The sequence below is a fragment of the Ruegeria sp. HKCCE4148 genome (assembly GCF_017872495.1).
Classification (GTDB): Bacteria; Pseudomonadota; Alphaproteobacteria; order Rhodobacterales; family Rhodobacteraceae; genus Ruegeria.
Genome location: NZ_JAEDOS010000003.1, coordinates 58,771 through 74,402, shown reverse-complemented (window position 1 = coordinate 74,402; position 15,632 = coordinate 58,771). Strand labels below are relative to the sequence as shown.

Here is a 15,632-nt window from a genome sequence, read left to right as displayed (position 1 = left end):
ATGTGCGGCGTATTGCCTCCTATCCGTTTGGCGCTGTGGAATCGACTCTGCTTGGCCCGCTTTTTTCAACGACGGCGAAGTCTCTCTACAAGAAGGTGCAAGCTACCAATCACAACAAAGGCGAAACTAGTCGGGACAAGGGAGCACCAATTCTGATACGTTTTGGTTGCTGCGACAGCCTTTTCGAAAGTTCGAAGGAACGTTCGAAATCAGCTTCAAACATCGCTTCTAGTTGTGATGCAGCACTATCATCAAAGTAAACCGCCATGGCTTCAAAGTTCAATCGAAACGACCGGTTATCCATGTTCATGGTTCCGACAACTGCAAGCGTATCGTCAACAAGTACGACCTTTTGATGCATGAAACCCGCATCATAGCGCATCACTTTGACTCCTACGTCGCGGATCTCGTCAAAGTATGCGAAGGCAGCCAACCAAGGAACGGTATGGTCTATGACCTCCGGGACCAATATACGCACATCTAGGCCGCGTAGCGCCGCTAGTTTAAGCGCGGTCAGAATATCGATATCTGGCACAAAATAAGGAGATGCAATCCACACTCGTTTCTTAGCTTCAGCGATGCAGGATATGAAGAACATGGCCCCTGTTTCCAGTTCGTCACCCGGACCAGTAGCGACCAAAAGTGATGTCATGTCAGCTTTATCTCGATCGGCATTCCAATTCAGGTCATCGATCAGTATTTCGTCTGTTGCCCAGTGCCAGTCTTCCACGAAAATCAACTGAAGCTGGGAAACTACTGGGCCAGTCATCTGAACATGTGTGTCGCGCCAATTACCAAAACGTGGATCGAGTCCTTTGTACTCGTCTCCGAAATTCAAACCACCCGTGAAGCCCACATGACCGTCGACAACTACTGTTTTGCGGTGATTGCGAAAATTGAGCTGAAAACGGTACTTCGGCCCCCTTGTCGACTTCGGATCGACGAACTCTACCCCTGCTGACTTTAAGCGCTGAAAATAGGTGGGAGGAAGCTTTTTGCTTCCTACAGCATCGACCATGAAGCGGACCGACACCCCTCGTTCAGCGGCATTGATCATGTGATCGCAAAGGGCTCGGCCAACGCCATCATCGTTGACGATATAGGATTGGACAAGCACGTATGATTTTGCAGTATCAATCGCCTTGAAAATCGCTGAGAACGTCTCCTCACCATCTATGAGAAGCTGAAAACCATTTCCGTCTACTCCGGGTAGTTCTGCGATCTTTTCAAAAAGTGTTGTGTCGTTCTTGGGTTTGGACTTAGGCCTATGTTGTTCGCGATAAGTCGCCACACCTTCAAGAACCTGTTCGCTTGAGGCACGACTTATTTCATAGCCACGATATTTGTGGTGTCCAAGAAACAGATAAAGCGGCACACCAAGGTAAGGTGCTGTTACAAGAAAGATTGCCCAACCGATCGCGCCTTGAGGAGTACGCGCCGTCTGGATAGCGCGCCACGCGAAAACAATCGCAATGACCTCTGACGCGATGAGTGCAATAATCAAAACCGTGCCGAGCATTTCATCGCCCATTCCATAGACAGGGGAAAGCCTGACTGAGTTACCCTCGGGCCAAAGCTATGTGAGTTTCCCATTCGTAACAACTTTTGGGCCCTCCGTCTGGTCTTGTCAGACGAACTTTTGTTGGGCGTGGCGGGGCAGTAAAGCCGCCGTTCGGATTTCGGAAGCTGTCGTTGGGGCAATCCTGGCTGACCGACTGCTCAGAGCCCAAAGCGGACCTTCGAACTCGACGCGGCAACAGGCAGAACTAAGCGCGAAACGGAAATCGCTCCACTGCTATCTAGCAGTAATGGTGTCTCAAAGTAAGCCTTTCGCGTACACGTTGAATGCTTCTGGTCGGTTGTCTCGTGGCTATAAACTCCACTGCTCAATGCCTTTTGCTAGCCAGAGAAGAGGGTCAGGTGCCTCCGCGCGACCGGAACTCTGATGGAGAGCACCCCTCCCACTTTGAGAAGGCCGTAGAAAAGTTCTGCCGGTGCGAAAAACCAATGCTTTGAGCGACCTCGTCAATTTCGCGGCCTTGCCGTAAAGCCTCTCGCGCGATGGCATGGCGCGGGCCATCGCGGAGGCGATCAAAACGGCTGCCCTCTTTTTTTAGGGCATCCTGGAGGGTTCTGAGCGGTTTGTCGAGAAGGTTAGCGACTTCGGTTTGCGCAAGAGGGCGCTGGTTGGTGCGCAATGACGCGTATTGCAAATGAGTTACGAGGTCGGACATCTCACAGGACGCATTGGGCACTTCGGGCGCCTCTGCCATGGCCAAAAGAAGGAGATCGGACAGGTCGGGCCTGGAGTGTTTGAGCGGCGTCCGCAAGAGGTGATCATCGAACTCAACTGTTCCGATATCACCCTCCGAAACCTGGCTCACGCCACTGAGAAATGTTGTGTGGTGAGCGCGCGCTCCGGGATAGCTCACCCGGATATGCGCGCTGCGTGTGCCCGTGCGCTGGGCGAGAAGGTTGCAGATCAGTCCGATTGTGTATTGCACATCGAGCGAGGCTTCCGGGCCCACGCCGAAGGGGTGAACGTACGTGAACCGACAACGATCCCTTCGCACTCGGAGGCCAACACTGACCCCGGGAACGATATAGGGAACCGTGTCGCGCAGAATGCAGAGGGCGGCCCAGATAGTCTCAGAATGAATGACGGCTTTGCCGAAAAGCCCCATATCCGCGAACTCTTGGTCCATACCTGCCCTCAGCATGATCCCGCCAAGATCATCGAGGTGGTCGATGCGGGCGAGGCCCTCTAGGTAGGTGCCGTCGGGCATCCAACGCTCCGCCTGATTCGGAACATCGAGCCCCGCTACCTCTGCGGAGAGACCTTTCCCCAGACCAAACATGGGATCAGACAGGCACTTAAACAAACCCAGCAACAGGCCCGCACGGACCTGTCTCGAGTCGTCGGGACGGCAAAACGATCGATCTTCCCGTGTGTTTGAAGACAATAGCTGGTTCCTTGGGCGCTAGTGTTGATTCTTAGACTAAGCGATTTGTGCCTACAACACTGCAGCAAAAAGAACTCGACGCGGCGCCTCCCGGACATGTCCTACGAAGAGCGCTGCCAAAAGGTAGCGGTTTCATTCTGGCTCGCGCTTCATGCCGCGCGACATGGAAGCAGTCTGACAAAACGAGGTGCGTCGCGCAGTTCAAATCAAAAGGAGGAGACAGCCGTGAAACTTTTTGAACTGACCAGGTTGCCCATGGCGCTCTTGGCAGGAACGCTCGCCCTGACTGCCGCGCCAGCTGTGGCCCAAGATGACTGGGATCGCTCGGTCTTGCCGGTCCCAATGACTGAGTTTGGTGGCCATATCGCGCTCCGCACCTCGGACTCGAGTCTCGATTTTCCGCGGCAGGTGTCCGCACCCGAGGGTGCGCCCAATGTTCTCTTGATCATGCCGGACGATGTGGGCTTTGGCGCGCCGACTGCCTTTGGTGGTCCCGTGCCAACCGAAGCCTATGATCGGCTTGCCGAGGATGGCCTCCTGTTCACCCGGATGCACACGACGGCACTTTGCTCTCCGACCCGATCGGCGCTGATTTCCGGGCGCAATCACCATTCCAACTCAACCGGCGTCATTATGGAGCTGGGCACTGGTTTCCCGGGCTACAACTCGCTGATGCCAAAAGAGAACGGCACCATTGCCGAGATCCTGAAAGGCAACGGGTACAACACCGCTTGGTATGGCAAGAACCACAACGTGCCGGACTGGCAGTCGAGCCAGGCCGGGCCGTTCGACCTGTGGCCGACGGGGCTTGGTTTCGAGCAGTTCTTTGGCTTCATCGGTGGCGACACAAGCCAGTTCACGCCCGCGATCTTTGACGGCACCAAGCCGATTGAGCCGCCGAACACCGATGATTACCACCTGGATGAGGACATGGCCGACCGGGCCATCAACTACATCCGGGAACAGCACGCGCTCGCACCGGAAAAGCCCTTCTTCGTCTACTACGCGCCGGGCACAAGTCACGCGCCGCACCACGCCCCGCAAGAGTGGATCGACAGGTTCAAAGGCCAGTTTGATCAGGGCTGGGACGCCGTACGCGAAGAGTCCTTCGCGCGTCAGAAAGAGCGCGGCATCATTCCACAGGATGCTGTGCTTACGCCGCGTCCGGAACAGCTTCGTGCCTGGGATTCGCTGAATGATCAGCAGAAAGAGCTCTATGCCCGCATGATGGAGGTCTATGCCGGGGCGCTGTCGCACATGGACTACCAGATCAACCGCATCATCGACGCGGTCGAGGAAACCGGCGAACTCGACAACACGTTGATTATCTACCTGATGGGTGACAACGGCGCGTCGGCTGAGGGCAGCCCGGATGGATTGCTAAACGAGATGACGTTCTTCAACAACATCCCCGTGCCCTTCGAGGACACGTATGCGCGCATCGATGAGCTGGGCGGACCGAATACGTTCGGCCACTTTCCCTCGGCCTGGGCGCACGCGATGAACACGCCGTTCCAATGGACAAAGCAGGTGGCCAGCCATTTTGGCGGGACCCGCAACGGCATGATCATCCGCTGGCCCGCTGGCATTGAAGCGCGGGGGGAGGTCCGTGATCAGTTCCACCACGTTATCGATATCATGCCGACAATCCTCGAAGCGGCTGGCCTGCCAGCACCGACCTCGATCAACGGGGTGGCCCAGTCCGAGATCGAGGGCACCAGCATGATGTATGCCTTCGATAACGCGGAGGCACCCTCAACCCGCCGGACCCAGTATTTCGAAATGCTGGGCAACCGCGCGATCTACAGTGACGGCTGGATGGCGACCACCACACCGCCGGAAGCCCCCTGGGTCAGCGTGGTAAAGCCGACCGATGTAATCACCGAGTGGGATTGGGAACTCTATAACGTTGCCGAGGACTTCACCCAGGCCAACAACCTTGCCGCGGAGAACCCCGAGAAACTGGCAGAGTTGCAGCTTCTGTTCTACGGCGAGGCAGCAAAATATGACGTGCTGCCGATTGTCAGCAGCAAGGTGGAGCGCATGGATGTCTCGCTGCGCCCCAGCCTGACGGCGGGTCGTACAGAGTTCACCTACTACGACAACATGACACGCATTCCCGAAGGCACCGCGCCCGACTTCAAAAACAAGTCGCACACCATCACGGCGCATATCGAGATCGCTGACGGGGACAATGACGGGATGCTCGTCACCCAGGGCGGCCGGTTCGGCGGCTGGGCGCTCTACGTGCTCGATGGCAAGCCGGTCTACACCTACAATGTTGCCAATCTTGAACGTTACAACATTGAGGGCGACCCTCTGTCGGCTGGCAAGCACACGATCCGCTACGAGTTCGAGTATGATGGCGGCGGCGTCGGCAAGGGCGGCATGGGCAAGCTTTTCGTTAACGATGAACTCGTTGGCGAGGGTCGGGTCGAGCGCACCATGGGCTTCCGAATCTCGCTCGATGAGACATTCGACATCGGCTCCGACGCGGGCGAACCCGTGAGCGAAAGCTACCACGTGCCCTTCGACTTCCCCGGCACGCTGGAGAAGGTCGAGGTCAAGTTGCGGTAACCGAGGTGTTCAGGTGTGGACAGGGGCATCAGCCCCTGTCTGCGCAACGAAGACATCAACAGCTATCCCTCAAATCGAATCTGGAGAACACTCTTCATGACAAGAAGAACCACCATATCCATCGCGATAATTCTGGCATTGTCGGTATCGGGATTGAGCCCGGCTTACGCTGAGGTCGAATACGAACCCATTCCAGAATTTCTCACAACGCCTGACGAGGTAGAATCGACGCGTCTCGGAACTCTGACGTTCAAAGACGGCTATCCGACGGGAGACACAGCCCAGAAGGTGCAGGATGAGCTCGACTACCTTCACGGGATTGAGACCTTCATGAACACGATCCAGGTCGTATCGATGCACGGCTTCTACAAAGGCTTTCTCGACATCGGCGTGCAGCACAACGAAGTGCTGCTGTTCGAAGAACTGATGGACGCGCATTCGCTCTTTCTCACGGCGAATGCCGACACACCCTATTTCCTGTCATTCATCGACCTGAACGATGGCCCCATGGTTGTCGAGACCCCGCCTAATGTGCTGGGCATCTTCGATGACATGTGGTTCCGTTGGGTCATCGATTTCGGCTTCCCCGGCCCTGACCGCGGTGAAGGCGGCCGGTATTTGCTGGTGCCCCCGGGATATGACGGCGTACTGCCCGAAGGCGGCTACTATGTGGCCCATTCCCGCACGAACCGGGTCTTCATGCTGGGGCGTGCGTTCCTTGAGGACAATGACCCAAAGCCACCGATGGACACGGTCAAAGAATACACCAAGATCTACCCCTATGTTCCGGGTGGAACGGGCACGAGCATCGGGTCATTTCTGTTGGGCGAAGCGCCAATCGCCGGTGTAACCACGGAACATCCTTCTCCTCGGTTCGTCAACGGCACTGGCGTGTCGTTCAACACCATCCCACCGAACGATTTCACCCATTACGAGTGGCTTCACGAAGTGATCCAGATGGAACCTGCCTCTTCGTTTGATGTCGAGCTTGCAGGGCAAGCAGCTGCAATTGGCATCGTGAAGGGTGAAGAGTTCAATCCGGATGAGCGGATGAGACGGATCCTTGATGAGGCAGTCGCGGTCGGCAACGCCGGGGCCCGTACCCTTGGCATGGGCGCACATCCCAGGGACCATTTCCGATACTACGATGAGGACTCGGCCTGGTGGGCAAGTCTTTGGGCAGGTGGCTATGACTTCATGAACCCGCCGGGTGTGGTCGAAGACGGAGAGATCAAGCCGTTGGAGGACAAAGGCGCGCGCAAGTATCATTCGCGGACGTCGTGGTTCTACACCGCTACTGGCGTGACACCGGCGATGATCATGCGGCTCGAAAACATCGGCTCGCAGTACCTGATTGCCAATGTCGATTCCGATGGTAACCCGTTCGACGGCGCCAAGACCTACAAGCTGGATCTACCGCCGGACATTCCCGCGGCGCGCTTCTGGTCGATGACGGTCTACGACAACCAATCACGCGGGATGCTGCAGACATCGCAGCGCTATCCGCGTGCGGGCAGTCAGACCTACCCGAGCCCGGCAGCCGTGGAAAACGAGGACGGTTCGACAACCATTTGGTTCGCGCCGGAACAGCCGGAAGGTGTGGAGCGGGGCAACTGGATCGAGACCGATCCGAAAAAGGGCTGGTTCACCTTCTTGCGCCTCTACTTCCCCGAGAAGGCGTTCTTCGACAAGTCCTGGCGGCCCGGTGAGTTCGAGCTGGTAAGCGGCGACTGATCGCCGTCAGGCGGGGGCGGCGTCCTGCGCCCCTGCTGCTCTTTTAACATGCAAGGTCAACTCTGATGTTAGTCAATCAACCATGCCGTCACTCAAAGTCGCAGCTGTTTTCTTTAAGTCCGAGCCTAAGGGGCGCATGCTGAGTTCAATGATGGATCCTATCGGTTGCCGAGTATTCACCGTGTCGAGACCGTCGATGTCTCCGTGAAATGAACCCGGCTTGGATACGATTGGGGCGTTCGATTTACTCCCGATCACAACGCAAACGGTAAGTTTATCAAAGACGTCGCGTTCACTGGCTTCAAAATTTCAAAGGGAGAGAACCAATGTCCAACCTTGTCATCATACTTTTTGAAGGCCGTCATGCCGCGGACGAGGCGCTACTTCGCGTCGCGAAAATGTCGAAGGAATGGGAGGCCGACATTAATGAGTTCATAGTGATTACGCGGAATGAAGCTGGCGACATCCGGATCAAGAACTCTGACACGCTCACCGCGACTGGTATGCTCGGCGGAGGTGCGATGGGTAGCCTGACAGGCGTAATGATTGGTGCGCTGGCAGGCAATCCGGCGGCTGGCCTGCTACTTGGGGCGGCTGCTGGAACCGGGATGGGAACACTGGCCGGAGCCCTCGATCAGGCCGATGACGAAGACCGTCTGGCGGCTATGCTCGGTTCCAAACTGAAGCCAGATACCTCTGCGCTTGCAATGATCGGCTGGACCAGCCGTCCGACAAAGCTGCTCAACGAACTCGAGGGCCTCAAGGGCGAAGTGATCGAAACATCCTTATCGGTCAGTGATGAAAAAGAGCTGCGCGCCGCATTGAGTACGCAAGCCTAGCCATAGGCTAATTGACCGTCGATCGTGCGGATCGGCCACACTGATCCGCATAAAATCTGTAACCGCTCGAACTGTCCGCCATACTTTGCTGAAGGTCCGGTGGTCGACACAAGAGGTTGGGGCTGCTGGAGAAAATCGAAATGAGTGGATTGGATATTTTTGCGTGGATCGTGCTGATTGTGTTGATCCTCACATTTCTGGTCGGGTTCATTTACCTGGCCATGTTGCCAGGCAAAATCGCCACAGAGCGCAGTCATCCACAACGGGACGCGATCAATGTCGCAGGTTGGGTCGGAGCTCTGACTTTTGGGGTTTTCTGGCCGCTCGCTTTGATATGGGCTTTCACAAGGTCGCCATTGTCAAAACAGATTGAATCGAGCGGGGGCAGACGTGCGGATTCAGGAGAGACCGCATGATTGTCTTTCTAACCCTAGCTTATGTCGCGGTTTTGTTCGTTCTCGTAAAGATGAAGGTTCTACCCAACACCAAGGCCACATGGCTTTCAACGATTGTGTGGATGGTCGTGCTGTTGATCTTTCTTTTCATTCCAATGCAGTGGGGCGCTCCTTCAGGACCGATAAAGGTCCTAACACGCGCCACCCAGATTGTTCCGAATGTTGCGGGACAGGTGATCGAAGTTGCAGCGAAACCAAACGTTCCGCTGGAAGAAGGTGAAGTACTTTTTCGCCTCGATCCGGAGCCCTTCGAGATAGCCGCTCGACAGGCGGAAGCCACCCTGGCGCGGGTTGAGGCACAGGTTCGTCAGGACCAAGATGCGCTTGCCTCAGCACAAGCCCAATTACGTCAGGCTCTTGCGCAACGGGACCTCGCAAAACTACGTTTTGAAGATGACAGCAGGTTGGCCGTCAGCGGTACGATCTCTCAAAGCCGACTCGAATCAACAGAAGCCAGCCTGGAAGCTGCGGAAGGCGCTGTAGATCAAGCTCGATCTGCCGTGTCACGTGCCGAGGTGGAAATCAGTGCCCTCACAGATGACGGTGAAGTCGCGAAACTGGCTGAGGCCAGAGCGTCCCTTAACCAGGCTGAATGGAATCTTGAACAGACGATTATCCGTGCGCCATCAGAGGGATACCTGACCAATCTCGCGATTACTGAAGGTCAGCGCGTGGTTACGTTTCCCTTTGCTCCAGCGGGAGTGTTTGTCGACACAGCCGAAAAAGTTGTGATCGCCGAAGTCCATCAGATTTATCTCCGCCACATCGAAGTGGGTCAGCCTGTCGAAGTGGCTTTCAAAACAATGCCAGGTGTGTTGATAACAGGTACCGTCGAAACCGTGCTCGACATTGCCTCGCAAGGGCAAGCGCAGGTGACCGGTACGGTGTATCAGGCAGGTCAGATCGCGAGCGAACCGTTCATTGTAAGGATAGTTCTCGACGATCCAAACATCCTAGATGAGATCCCGCCTGGTGCCGCCGGAATCGCGGCGATTTACACAGAAAGCGCGTCCGCCACACATGTTATTCGTAAGGTCATCATTCGGATGAACTCAATCTTGAACTACATCCGCCCGGACATTTAGAAGTTCAATAGTTGCGAAGCTTACTTGCTACTTGGCTTAAACAAACACTTTAAGCGGAGATTTCTAGACTGTGGTTTGGTGATCCACTTTGGACCACTGAGAGGCATTTGAATGATTTTCGTAATGTCGGCTTTGTCCGCGACCCGGTCATAGTCGTGTTTTCTGCAAGTGTCTGCTCCTGGGTCAAAGCAGCCGTTGACGCTGTGACCTGTTTGTAGGTCCAGAGCCTAGAACGATCCGTTTGCCCTATTTCGGAGACCCTGTTAGGAAGTCCGGTCTTGCCAACCCAATGCATCCTGAGCGTCAGGCAACCCGCCTGACCACCAACCCGCCTCCACGGGTGGTCGCCGGTAGATCAATCGATCTGACGGGATGCGCATCAATCGATGAAAAGGAAATCAACTATGACAGACTTGAATAAAGCGCTCGGCTGGAGCGAACCGATCACTTGGGGTCAGGACCGTCCCGCCGACGCCATACCCAACGACATCAAACCCGGTATGTGGGTGCAGTCGGACATGATCGTGCGGCCAATTATGACCCACTGGCTAACCGAGCCCGGAAACCAATATCCAGCGCCGTATGTAATTGACTTAATGTGGGAGGTGATCGACGGCGAGAGCTTCAAGCTAGAAGTGGCCGAGCCTTACGCCACTCACCGGGTCGCCTCGTACTACCGCATCTGGGCCGGTGAACTTCCCAGCGAAACCGAAAACAAGACTGAAGCACCGAGTGATGAAGAAGAGTTGCTTTCGAGATTGCTTGAGACTTACGACGAAAAGGAGAAAGCAAATGCAGCTGCCTGATAGCGAACGAGAGATCATCGACCCGCCGCAGGCTGAACAGGATGCCGTGATTGCAGCCTTTGTCGAACAGAACCCAACGGACTTGCAGCGCAGGCGCGACGAACTTGCCGCCATCCAGCAAATCCACCGAGCGGCACACGCCTACAATAAGGCCTGCTATGCGGTCGGAAGTGGCGCTGAGATCGACGATGACCCCCGAGTTGTAAGTGAACGACAGTGGCGGGTATCGCTGAAGTTAGCTGCGACTTTCATCCGGTGCGAAGGTCGGATGTCGCCTGCTCAGGTCCGACACGAGTGGGCGATTGAAATGTCGCGTGGGGATACACTCCACTATCTGCCGACCGACGTGCTGGTTCCATTCGAAGACTTGCCCGCCCAAAAGCAACTGGAAGAGCAGGCCGGTGTTCAGGCGATGCGAGTAGCAATGTCGCCCCCTTTGATTGTTGAGGATCACACCCAGTTGACGGACGCTCAACTGTTGCATCTGGTCCACAGCGCCGACGACCAGATCGCGAGTATCGAACTGGCCCGAAGAAGAGCGCTTCGATCCATTGGTCAAATGGAAGCGAACTGAGAGATCGGGGTGGGAATGGGGTGGGAACAGTCCACACACTTCCGAGACACGATCTTCTAAGTTATTGAAAAGATGGTGCTGCTGGAGAGAATTGAACTCTCGACCTCTCCCTTACCAAGGGAGTGCTCTACCTCTGAGCTACAGCAGCGCTGTGGGCGGGTGATTAGACTCAAACGAAACGCGGCGCAAGGGTGTCTGGACGGTTTTTTTCGCCTCCTGTAGAGAAAGAGCATGACAGATAAAAATTCACCCAAAAAACAAGGCAAATCCGGGGGCGCAAGAGAAGAGCGTTTGAAGGCGGCGCTGAAGGCGAACATGGCGCGGCGCAAGGCGCAGGCCAAGGCGCGGGCGGCCTCGGGGGACAAAGCCGATAAGGACGAGGGATAAGAGCAGATGGATTCGATTCTTGTAACGGGCAATGGCCCGCTGACCGGGCAAATTCCGATTGCGGGGGCCAAGAATGCGTGCCTGACGTTGATGCCCGCGACGCTTCTGAGCGAAGAACCGCTGACACTGACCAACGCTCCACGGCTGAGCGACATCAAAACGATGACTGCCCTGCTGCAATCGCTTGGGGCCGAGGTGTCGGCGCTGCAGGACGGGCAGGTGATCGCAATGTCGAGTCATAACCTGACCAGTCAGACTGCAGATTATGACATCGTGCGTAAGATGCGTGCATCTAATCTGGTGCTTGGGCCATTGCTGGCGCGGTTTGGTCAGGCCGTTGTGTCACTGCCTGGTGGTTGCGCGATCGGCGCGCGTCCGATGGATTTGCATGTCGAGGGGCTGGAAGCGCTGGGTGCAGAGATCGAACTGAAAGACGGGTATCTGCACGCCAAGGCACAGGGCGGGCTGAAAGGCGCGGTGCATGAGATGCGCTTTGCCTCGGTTGGGGCAACTGAAAACATCGTCATGGCTGCGACGCTGGCCAAGGGAACCACTGTTCTGAAGAATGCCGCGCGCGAGCCTGAGATTGTCGATCTGGTCGAATGCTTGCGCAAGATGGGAGCCCAGATTTCGGGCGAGGGGACCTCGACCATTGAAATCCAGGGTGTCGATCGGTTGCATGGTGCCACGCATCAGGTCGTTACGGACCGGATCGAACTGGGTACCTATATGCTGGCTCCGGCGATTTGCGGCGGTGAAGTTGAATTGCTGGGCGGGCGCATGTCGCTGGTCGAATCCTTTGCCGAGAAGCTGGACGCAGCAGGAGTCAGCGTTACGGAAACCGAAAAGGGACTGAAAGTCGCGCGAAAGAATGGCCGCGTTCAGGCCGTGGATGTTGTGACCGAACCTTTCCCGGGATTCCCGACGGACCTTCAGGCGCAGATGATGGCGCTGATGTGCACCGCCGAAGGAACCTCGGTGCTGGAAGAACGCATTTTCGAAAACCGATTCATGCACGCACCCGAACTGGTGCGCATGGGCGCGAATATCGAGGTGCATGGTGGCACAGCCACAGTTACCGGTGTTGAAAGCCTGAAAGGTGCGCCTGTTATGGCAACGGACCTGCGCGCCTCGGTCTCGCTGATTCTGGCGGGGCTGGCGGCAGAAGGTGAAACAACGGTCAGCCGGGTCTATCATCTGGACCGCGGATATGAGCATGTGGTGCGCAAGCTGGAAGGCGTGGGTGCAAAAATCGAACGGATCAAGGGCCAATGACAGACGCAAGTTTTGAAGACGGGCGCGAGGCCCCGCTGAATCTGGGTGCTGAGGACAGCGACGACCTTCAGGTGATCTCGACCTTGGCGCAGGACGCGGTTTTCCCGGCGACCGAGATGAAATGGCAGCCGTCGCAGCGCCGTTTTGGTCTGCTGCTGAACCGCTTTCGCTGGGAAGACAAAGATGCGGCCACCCGCCGTGAACGCCCGTTTGAACGGGTGCAATCCGTGCTGGTCTTTGATTCGGTACTGTCCGTGGCCAGCCAGGGTATCGATCGCAGCGACAAGGACATGATCATGTCCCTTCTGTCCGTCGATTTTGAAGCGGGCGAGGATGGCGCAGGCCATATCTTGCTGACTTTGGCAGGGGATGGTGTGATCCGCCTGCGGGTTGAAGCCGTCGATGTGACCCTCAAGGATGTAACCCGCCCGTATCAGGCCCCGTCGGGTCAGGCCCCGCATCACCCCGAATAGATGCAGAATAAGCGCGGTATCTCTCAGGCGTTGTCTAGACTGCCAGGAGGCATCGCGCTGCGTCCGGCCACCGTGTTCGACGTGTTCGACATCAGCCGGGTGCTGATCCGGTCGATCACGCAGCTTTGTGTGGCCGACCACAGTAATGATCCTGACCATTTGAAAGAGTGGACTACAAACAAAGATCCAGAAACCATCAGGGGTTGGTTCAAATCAGGGTCGCAGATCTGGGTGGCCGAGCATGAAGGGCGGGTGGCTGCCGTCGGCGGTTTGTTCGAGACCGGGAAGATCACCTTGCTCTACGTTGATCCCGGTCATGTAGGCAGCGGAGTTGGGGCCGCTCTGCTCAATCGGTTAGAACAGCAACTGGCTGCGTGCGGTTGCACCGAGGCGCATCTGGATGCGACCCGGACGGCGCGGAAGTTTTATCTACGCCATGGGTGGGAAGATACCGGGCGGTGCAGTGACCGCCAGGATTTGTCCTGCTTGGCGATGCGCAAATCGCTGCACCCCGACGACTGAGGGTTGAGACCCGACCTTCGCAGCGATATGTCCCATGTCGCAACGCCCGGAGTGCCTGATCATGCCCGTTTTCCTCGACACCACATCACCCGATTTTGAGGGTGCCTTCCAAACGCTGCTGTCAGCCAAGCGCGAAGACAGCCCAGATGTGGATTCGGTTGTGGCTCAGATCATTGATGATGTTCGCAACCGCGGTGACGTGGCGGTCATCGAGTTGACTGCTAAGTTTGACCGTCTGGAGCTAACACAGAAAACTTTGGCCTTCAGCGCGCAGGAAATTGTGGATGCGGTGGCGCAAGTCTCGACCGAGGATCGCGAGGCGCTTGAACTGGCTGCAGCCCGCATCCGGGCCTATCACGAAAAACAGATGCCCACCGATCATAGCTGGACGGATGAGGCCGGGGCGACCCTGGGTTGGCGCTGGTCGGCAGTCTCCGCCGCAGGGCTGTACGTGCCGGGCGGTCTGGCATCCTATCCGTCGTCGGTGTTGATGAACGCCATTCCGGCTAAAGTGGCGGGCGTAGAGCGGTTGGCCATCGTGGTTCCCACACCAGACGGGCAGGTGAACCCGCTGGTGTTGCTGGCCGCGCAATTGGCGGGCGTGGACGAGATCTATCGAATCGGTGGCGCGCAGGCTGTGGCCGCACTGGCCTATGGCACCGACACTATCGCGCCGGTCGACAAGATCACCGGCCCGGGCAATGCCTTTGTTGCAGCCGCCAAACGCCGTGTCTTTGGAAAGGTCGGCATTGATATGATCGCGGGCCCGTCGGAGATTTTGGTGATTGCCGACAAGGATAACGACCCCGACTGGATCGCGCTGGATTTGCTCAGTCAGGCCGAACATGACGAAAGCGCGCAATCCATCCTAATCACCGATGACGCTGCTTTCGGGCAACGCGTCGCGGACGCGGTGGAAAAGCGCCTTGAAACCCTACAACGCCGCGCAATCGCCGGGGCCAGTTGGCGTGACTTCGGTTCTATCATCACCGCACGCGACCTGGACGAGGCGGCAATCCTGTCCAACCGCATTGCGCCAGAACATCTGGAACTGTGCGTTTCTGATCCGCTGGCGTTGAGCGAAAAGACGATCCACGCTGGCGCCATTTTTCTGGGCCAATATACGCCCGAAGCCATCGGTGACTACGTTGGCGGCCCGAACCACGTTCTGCCGACCGCCCGGTCTGCGCGGTTCTCATCGGGGCTCAGCGTGATGGACTTCCTCAAGCGCACCACACTGAGCCACATGACCCCCGAAGCGTTGCGTGCCATAGGTCCAGCCGCCGAACAACTGGCCCAATCGGAAAGCCTTGAGGCGCATGGGCTGTCGGTAGCAGCGCGATTGAACCGCCTAAATGGATGAGATGGCGCAAAGACTTGGCCGATGTGGCGTTTCTGCGCGTTGCCCCGCCAATTTCGTTGTTATAGGTCTGTGCTGACACAAGGATTATAGCTGTAAAGATGACCCGCATCTCGCATATCGAACTGGATGACCGAAACCTGCCTCCGCCGACGCCAGAGATCGAGCAGGAGCGCAAGGTCGCCATCTATGATTTGCTGGAAGAGAACAGTTTCTCTCTGCCCAAACGCGATGACCGCGTTGTGCCCGACGGGCCCTATCGCCTGCAATTGTCGATCCGCGACAAGCGGTTGGTCTTTGACGTTGCAACCGAGGAAGAACAGAAAGCGGCTGAGTTTCATCTGTCGCTTGGTCCGTTTCGGCAAGTGGTCAAAGATTATTTCCAGATCTGCGAAAGCTATTTCGACGCGGTGAAGTCGCTGCCGCCCAGCCAGATCGAAACCATCGACATGGCCCGGCGTGGCATCCACAACGAAGGCAGCCGCGTCTTGCAGGAAAGGTTAGAGGGCAAGGCCGACGTAGACACCGACACCGCCCGCCGCCTTTTCACGCTGATCTGCGTGCTGCATTTCGGAGGCTAAC

Annotated in this window: 14 protein-coding genes and 1 tRNA gene; 12 read left to right on the top strand and 3 right to left on the bottom strand. The window is 56.8% G+C overall.

Annotated features, from left to right (window positions below):
- Window positions 1–109: 109 nt before the first annotated feature.
- Both cls and I9187_RS10240 read right to left on the bottom strand, forming a co-directional pair.
- Window positions 110–1,531 (bottom strand): cardiolipin synthase, encoded by a 1,422-nt coding sequence (gene cls, locus I9187_RS10245; protein ID WP_245223189.1) that lies wholly within the window; start codon window positions 1,529–1,531, stop codon window positions 110–112.
- 385 nt (window positions 1,532–1,916) lie between these two features.
- Entirely contained in the window at window positions 1,917–2,786 is an 870-nt protein-coding gene (locus tag I9187_RS10240; protein ID WP_170422160.1) for an AraC family transcriptional regulator, read from the bottom strand.
- A gap of 402 nt (window positions 2,787–3,188) precedes the next feature.
- On the opposite strand from I9187_RS10240, the gene I9187_RS10235 reads away from it, so the two are divergent.
- The 6 genes from I9187_RS10235 to I9187_RS10205 all read left to right on the top strand — a co-directional run bounded on the left by I9187_RS10235 (window position 3,189) and on the right by I9187_RS10205 (window position 11,033).
- Entirely contained in the window at window positions 3,189–5,540 is a 2,352-nt protein-coding gene (locus tag I9187_RS10235; RefSeq protein WP_348540085.1) for an arylsulfatase, read from the top strand.
- A gap of 96 nt (window positions 5,541–5,636) precedes the next feature.
- Window positions 5,637–7,274 carry a DUF1254 domain-containing protein gene (locus I9187_RS10230; protein WP_170612385.1) on the top strand — a complete coding sequence of 546 codons (1,638 nt, stop codon included), beginning with the start codon at window positions 5,637–5,639 and terminating at the stop codon, window positions 7,272–7,274.
- A 326-nt stretch (window positions 7,275–7,600) separates the two neighbouring features.
- Window positions 7,601–8,113 carry a DUF1269 domain-containing protein gene (locus I9187_RS10225; protein ID WP_170422155.1) on the top strand — a complete coding sequence of 171 codons (513 nt, stop codon included), beginning with the start codon at window positions 7,601–7,603 and terminating at the stop codon, window positions 8,111–8,113.
- 412 nt (window positions 8,114–8,525) lie between these two features.
- Complete coding sequence (locus tag I9187_RS10215; RefSeq protein ID WP_170422152.1) at window positions 8,526–9,653, top strand: biotin/lipoyl-binding protein; 1,128 nt, start codon at window positions 8,526–8,528, stop codon at window positions 9,651–9,653.
- Window positions 9,654–10,057: 404 nt separating this feature from the next.
- A complete protein-coding gene (locus tag I9187_RS10210) occupies window positions 10,058–10,459 on the top strand; it encodes a hypothetical protein (RefSeq protein ID WP_170567911.1) in 402 nt (133 codons plus the stop codon).
- Window positions 10,446–11,033, top strand: coding sequence for a hypothetical protein (locus I9187_RS10205; protein ID WP_170567912.1), 588 nt, complete (start codon window positions 10,446–10,448; stop codon window positions 11,031–11,033). The genes I9187_RS10210 and I9187_RS10205 overlap by 14 nt, the downstream gene beginning before the upstream one ends.
- A gap of 73 nt (window positions 11,034–11,106) precedes the next feature.
- On the opposite strand, the gene I9187_RS10200 is transcribed toward I9187_RS10205, so the two are convergent.
- Window positions 11,107–11,181 (bottom strand) — tRNA-Thr (locus tag I9187_RS10200).
- Between the two features lie 83 nt (window positions 11,182–11,264).
- Between I9187_RS10200 and I9187_RS10195 the strand changes: the two genes are divergently transcribed.
- The 6 genes from I9187_RS10195 to I9187_RS10170 all read left to right on the top strand — a co-directional run bounded on the left by I9187_RS10195 (window position 11,265) and on the right by I9187_RS10170 (window position 15,631).
- Window positions 11,265–11,420, top strand: a complete 156-nt coding sequence (locus I9187_RS10195) for a hypothetical protein (protein ID WP_171175825.1) — start codon at window positions 11,265–11,267, stop codon at window positions 11,418–11,420.
- Window positions 11,421–11,426: 6 nt separating this feature from the next.
- Window positions 11,427–12,695: a UDP-N-acetylglucosamine 1-carboxyvinyltransferase gene (murA, locus tag I9187_RS10190; protein WP_171175823.1), complete on the top strand. Its 1,269-nt coding sequence runs from the start codon at window positions 11,427–11,429 to the stop codon at window positions 12,693–12,695.
- Window positions 12,692–13,168, top strand: coding sequence for a DUF2948 family protein (locus I9187_RS10185; RefSeq protein WP_171175820.1), 477 nt, complete (start codon window positions 12,692–12,694; stop codon window positions 13,166–13,168). Before murA ends, I9187_RS10185 begins: the two co-directional genes overlap by 4 nt.
- Window positions 13,169–13,690, top strand: a complete 522-nt coding sequence (locus I9187_RS10180; protein ID WP_171727353.1) for a GNAT family N-acetyltransferase — start codon at window positions 13,169–13,171, stop codon at window positions 13,688–13,690. It begins immediately after the preceding gene.
- 61 nt (window positions 13,691–13,751) lie between these two features.
- Window positions 13,752–15,053, top strand: coding sequence for a histidinol dehydrogenase (hisD, locus tag I9187_RS10175; RefSeq protein WP_171176267.1), 1,302 nt, complete (start codon window positions 13,752–13,754; stop codon window positions 15,051–15,053).
- Between the two features lie 98 nt (window positions 15,054–15,151).
- Window positions 15,152–15,631, top strand: a complete 480-nt coding sequence (locus I9187_RS10170) for a UPF0262 family protein (RefSeq protein WP_171175817.1) — start codon at window positions 15,152–15,154, stop codon at window positions 15,629–15,631.
- The last annotated feature ends 1 nt before the right edge of the window (window position 15,632 follow it).